This is a genomic window from Deltaproteobacteria bacterium (assembly GCA_009930495.1).
Taxonomy (GTDB): Bacteria; Desulfobacterota; Desulfovibrionia; order Desulfovibrionales; family Desulfomicrobiaceae; genus Desulfomicrobium.
Genome location: RZYB01000164.1, coordinates 1 through 5,741, shown reverse-complemented (window position 1 = coordinate 5,741; position 5,741 = coordinate 1). Strand labels below are relative to the sequence as shown.

General features: G+C 66.7%; 4 protein-coding genes. All 4 read right to left on the bottom strand.

The features are described from left to right. Positions 1-3,481 (bottom strand): hypothetical protein (locus tag EOL86_11560; GenBank protein NCD26210.1); only part of this gene is annotated, 3,481 nt, incomplete at its 3' end. Continuing rightward, positions 3,471-4,718: a DNA repair exonuclease gene (locus EOL86_11555; protein ID NCD26209.1), complete on the bottom strand. Its 1,248-nt coding sequence runs from the start codon at positions 4,716-4,718 to the stop codon at positions 3,471-3,473. The genes EOL86_11555 and EOL86_11560, both read right to left, overlap by 11 nt. Positions 4,719-4,740: 22 nt before the next feature. Next, positions 4,741-5,382 carry a LysE family translocator gene (locus EOL86_11550; GenBank protein ID NCD26208.1) on the bottom strand — a complete coding sequence of 214 codons (642 nt, stop codon included), beginning with the start codon at positions 5,380-5,382 and terminating at the stop codon, positions 4,741-4,743. A 15-nt stretch (positions 5,383-5,397) separates the two neighbouring features. Continuing rightward, positions 5,398-5,741 (bottom strand): DUF1566 domain-containing protein (locus tag EOL86_11545; GenBank protein NCD26207.1); only part of this gene is annotated, 344 nt, incomplete at its 5' end.

Here is a 5,741-nt window from a genome sequence, read left to right as displayed (position 1 = left end):
ACAGCCGGTGCACGAACACCCGGTCATCCAGGCCCAGGCCCAAAGCCATGTCGGCGACATGGGCCTGATGGGTGAAGAGAATGATCTGCATGGACCCGGCCAGTCCGGCCAGAACCTTCAGGGTGGCCTCGGATCGGGGCTCGTCGAAATTGATGAGAATGTCATCGACGACAAAGGGCAGGGCCTCGCGGCCGCGCGGCTCCAGGGTGGCCAGGCGCAAGGCCAGATAGAGCTGATCCCTGGTTCCCGAGCTCATGCCGTCCACCCGAACCCAGACGCCGTTGGCGCGGACTCCGGTCAGCACGGGCTGGCCGCTATCGGCCACGTCTGCTCGCAGGCCCGTGAAAGCCCCCAGGGTCAGGGCCTCGAAATGGCGGGAAGCGGCGGCCAGAAGCGGCGTCTGATTGGCCTCGCGGTAACGCTCGATGGCTTGCAGCAGGACCATGCCCGCTGTTTTGAGCACAACGTAGCGCTCGCTCAACCGCGTGATCCGGGCCAGGACGCCCTGCATGTCCTCGTTCAGGCGCGCGGCCTCGTCGCCCCCGTTCATGCGCGCCAGTTCGTTCTTTTCCTGGCCGACGCGCTCGGACACCGCCCGTATTTCGGGGTCCAGACGCGTGTCGATATCCTCGCGCAAGGCCTTGATCCGGCCGCCCAATTCGTCCGCGTCCTGGGCCAGGGCCGCGGCCGCGAGTTCATCCAGATTCTTGCCCTCGGCGACGCGGGCCAGATCGGTCTCGGCCTTTTCGTATTTTTCGCGCAACCGCAGATATTCGGCGCAACGCTGCTCGGCCAGGGCCATGGACTCGCCGGCGCCGCATCCGGCCTGCGCGCGCAGGGCCGTGAGTTCCGCCTCGTGAACCGCCAGCCACGCCTCCACGGCCTGAATTTCCTCTTCCAGTCGCCTGATTTCCTGGGCATCGCCGTCGAGCACGGCCCGATCGCGACTGGCCTGCTCCAACAGCGCCTTCAGACGAGAAACCAAAAGCGGCGGATCGAGGTCCATTTCAGCGGGCGACAACAACGCGGCCAGGGCCCGGACATCGCCCTCGAAAAGGCCGGCATCCCGATCGATACCGACCAGACGCTTGCGCAGGGTTTCTTCCTCGGCCAAATGGGCAAAACACTGCGCGAGAGAGTCCAGGTAATCCGAAGCCTCCTCGGGCAAGGTCGCGGCGGGCAGACCGAGATCGGCCATGACGCCGGCCCAGGACGTCCGCCATTCGTCCACGGCCCGCCGGGACGACTCAACCTCGGCCACGGCCTTGGCCTCGGCCTGCTCCAGATCCCGCACGACGCGGTCCTGGGCGGTGCGTTCGGCCGATGCCCGAAGCAGGCCGTCGAGCGTGATTTCAGCCTTGGCCAGCACGGGGCCCAAATCCTGGCCAGGGACGTCCTCGCCCAGACACGCCGCGAGGCGGGCGCGAACATCCTGACGCCGTGTCTGGCGGGCCCGCGCGTCAAGGGCGTCCTTTTCGAGTTCCTCGGCCTGAAACCGCAACTTTTCGAAAGCGACCAACCAGGCCCGCATCTCGCGCGGCGCCGAGGGCTCCACGCCGGATTCGGCCCATAACGCCCGCCAGCGACAGCGCAGCTCTTCCCGCCTGGCTTCCAGGTCGGCCTTGTCCGCGCCGATCCGATCCAAAGCGGCCTGGGCCGCCTCGATTCCGGCCAGCGCGGCGGCGTGCCGACGAACCCGGTCCGCCTCGCGGTACATGCGGTCGGCTGTATGATCCGCCCGAGCCACCAGATCCACGTAGGCCTCGGACAAAACCTGATCAGGCGCGAAGGCCGCGATTTCGGCGTCCACATCCTCGCCCTCGATCCAACGACGGCGCACCAGACTCCAACCCAGGTCCCGCCGGTCCCGGCAGGCCAGAAGCTCCTGTTCCGTGGGCACTTCGGCCGCGTGCTCGATTTCGCGGAGATCGCGGGTCAGGCCGGCTTGTTCCTGGACAAGGCGATCGGTTTCGGACTCCAGGCGGCGGGCTTCATCCTCGATGTCGCGCCACTCCCGATCAAAACCGTCCACGCTGTCCGGCGAGGGCGTGGCCGCGCCACGAATCCCCGCCACGGTTCCGGACCACAATCCAAGCCGGGTCAGGGCCGCGTCCCAGGCCGCCCGCCGTTGGGCGATGGTCGTTTCGCGGGCCAGGATCTCGGCGTCCGCGTCGCCAATCTTCCGGGCCAGGGCCACGGCCTCGCCAAGCGGAATAACGTCGCGGTCCAGCCCCAGGGCGACCCGTTCCCGACGCGCGGCCGCGAGGTCCCGACGCACGTCGGCCAGCCGCGCCTCGGCCAAACGCGCGGCCTGGTGCACGGCCTCGTGTTTTTGCCCCAGGGACAACACGGTCTTGCGTTTGAGCAGGCCGGGACGCAGGGCTTCGGCCTCGTCCACGGACAAGCCCGGTCGGATCTGGCGCAACAGCCCGGCGGCCGCGCTCTTGGCCGCGATACGCAGCCCGTCCAGTCGGGGGGAATCCGCCTTGCCCTTACGGTATTCCCCCAGACGCTGATGGATGTTCTCGATGGCCTCGGCCTGATCGAGCACGACCCGATTCAGGCCAATGGCCGCGTTCTTGTCGCGAAGGGACGCCAGCCGCCGCGCGGCGGCCTCACGCGTGGCCCGCAGGCCATGGATCGTTTCTTCCAAGGCCTGACGACGGGCGGCGAAATCCTCGGGCAAAACCCGAACCTCTCCCAGAGCGTCCAATTTCTCCCGCAACAGCGCCCGCTCGCCCAGGAAAGGTAGGGCCTGACGCAGGCGCTCCAGATGACGGATCTCCCGTTCCAGCTCCGCCCGCCGGGCATTGAGCGCTTCCAAGCGGGACTCGGACTCGCCCAATGCCTCGCGGTGGGCGCGCCAGTCCTGACCGGCCAGACTGGCCGCGCGCAGGCGGCGTTGCAATTCCGCGTACTGGGCCAGGGCCTGGCTGATCTCGGCCGACGAGGCGCGGGGCTTGAACAAACTGCCGGCCTCGGTCTCCAAATCCTGGAGCAGGCCCTTGAGAGATGCGAATCCCCCGCCAGCGGCGAACAGGGTCTGGCCGACCTCGCCCTGCTGTTCCAGAATGCCCTGACCGCCCCGAACCAGGGCCTCGTGATTGATGCCGTGCACGACGGCGAACAGCTCCGGGCTCAAGCCGTGCAAAAAGGGATTCAGGACATCGGCCGGCAGCGGATTGTCCTGGGCGTCAAAAATATCGTTCTTGCTGCGCTTGCGGCGATAAAAGACCAGCTCATGGCCATCGGCCGCGCGCAAGCGGCCGCCGACCAGCAGTTGATTGTAGGCATGGACAAAATCATCGTTGGTGCGGTGCGGAAATCCAAACAACAGGGCGTGCAGGGCGCGCAGGGAACTGCTCTTGCCGGCCTCGTTGCGTCCATGCACGACATGCAGGCCGGGCAGGTCCGAAGAAAAATCCAACACGCGGTCGGTGAACGGTCCAAATGCCTTGAGTTCCAAGCGTTCAATCTTCATGACGGACTCCCAGCAGGCGGGACAGGACCAGTTCGCGCACGTCGTGACGCAGGCGGACCAGGGCCTCGTCGGCAAAGGACAAGGGGTCCCCCTCGCCTTTCAGTTCCGGAGGCAGCTTGGCGCGCAGGCTCCGAAAGTCCGGTATGGCCGCGAGCATCGCCTCGGCGTCGAAATCCAGGCGTTCCAGATCCGGCACCAAGTCGGCCAGGGCCGAATCCGCGAGTGTCGCGGCCGTGGCCGGAGTCGTGGCCAGGACCAAGCGCTCCAGCCAGACATCACCCAGACTGGCGGCCACGGCCCGGAGTTCTTCCCGAACGTGGACCTCGTCGCGACACAGTTGCGCGTGCAGGCCACAGGCGCCCAGAAGCCGCACCCGCGCGGCCAGGGGGCGGCCTTGGGCCAGTTCCAATTCCCGCTCCATGGCCGTGCGCACCACCTCGTACACGACGGGCAAGTCGGCATCGTCCGGTACGCGCACGTCGAGCTGGGCGAAACGGAGCACGTCCAGGTCCCGATGCTCCACGGCGCGAATCCGCCCCTCGTCCGCCGAGACCAGGACGCAGCCCTTGGGACCTGTTTCGCGCGCGTGTCGCCCCTGGATGTTGCCGGGAAAAACCACCCATGGCTCGCGGCACAAAATCTCGCGCTGGTGGACATGGCCCAGGGCCCAGTAGTCATAACCGTGGCCGCGCAGGCCTTCCAGGGTGCAGGGGGCATAGGGTTCATGGCCGGGACGGCCGATCAGGCTGGTGTGCAGCAGGCCGATGTTGAGCAGTCCGGACACTGGCGCGGGGTAGGACTGGCTCAAATCCTCGGCCACGGCCCTGGTGGCGAAACCCTGGCCGTGGATGGCCACGCCCAGGTCGTCCAGAACGCGAGTCTCGGGACGCCGGGAGGACAAAAGGGTCACGTTGTCCGGCAGGGTCAGGGACTTGGTCAGCTGGCTGGCCGCGTCGTGGTTGCCGGCGATCATGAAGACGCGGATGCCGGCCGCGCGCAGACGACCCATGCACTGCATGAAGAAGATGCCGGTGTTGTAGTCCTTCCAATTTCCATCGTAGAGGTCGCCGGCCAGAAGCACGAAGGCGACCTCCTCCTCGACGGCCAGGCGGATCAGATTGTCGAAGGCCCGCCGCGCCGCGCCACGGATCTGCTCCACGGGCGCGTCGGGATAGGCCTCCAGGCCCCGGAGCGGACTGTCCAGATGGATATCCGCCGCGTGCAGGAATCGAAACATGCAGCCCTCGAAATGTTGATGTCTACAGTACCCGGCGCGCTTCCTGAACCAGGATGGAGCAGCCGACTCCGCCGAAAATCAGGGCCACGCCGCCGTCCACCCAGCGGGCCAGACCGGAATACAGGGATCGGACCTTGCCCGTGGACAGGCACAACGCCAGCAGCACGAACCAGACCGTGACAATGACGATGACTTCGGCGCCGTATACCCAGCGCAGGGAGCTGGGCGTGTCCGGGGTCATGAACTGGGAAAAGATGCTCAAGAAAAAAAGCGCCGCCTTGGGATTGAGCAGGTTGCACCAAAATCCCTCGCGCCAGCCGCGCAGAGGCGAATCCGTGCTCCGACGAGGCTGGGTCTGGACGCGGACATCGGGCGGGGCCGATTGCCTGTTCAGCAGACCCCGACCCGCGATGTACAGCAGATACAGGGCGCCACAGACACGGATCAGGCTGAACACCGCCGGACTGGAGGCGATGACCAGGGCCAGGCCCAGGACCGAATAGACCACGTGCACGACCAGGGCCGAGCCAATCCCCAGCGCGGTCATGACTCCGGCCAGACGGCCGCGCATCAGGCTGTTGCGCAGCACCATGAAAAAATCCGGGCCCGGCGCCACGGCCACGGCCACGCCGACGATGAAAACCTGCCAAAATCCGCTCTCCATGGGTTCTCCTTGCGATCACAAATGTGTCCGGACCGGCCGGACATGAAACCGACAGGTCATGTCCTGGGCCAGCACGGCCCGACTGACCACGTCCACGAACCAGGCCGAGGTAAAAGCACGGCGATCCCCTGTCCAGAGCCACAGATGTTCACCGCCAAACTGCCCGTTCGGACAAAACCTGTCCAACGTCGTGTCCGGTTCGAGCAGGGTGACCATCTCCTCCACCGTGGGCAGACGCCAAGCCTGGTCAGTGGCGCGGGCCTGACGGGCCGTGTCCTCCACGGCCTCGTCCCAGGTCAACGGCAGGGCCGAAATCCCGCCCCAGACCAGTCCCGTTGTCCGGTCCAGCCAACCGTCCG

Coding starts and splice junctions, on each gene's coding strand:
- EOL86_11555 (NCD26209.1), bottom strand. CDS start 4,718: ATGTTTCGATTCCTGCACGCGGCGGATATCCATCTGGACAGTCCGCTC.
- EOL86_11550 (NCD26208.1), bottom strand. CDS start 5,382: ATGGAGAGCGGATTTTGGCAGGTTTTCATCGTCGGCGTGGCCGTGGCC.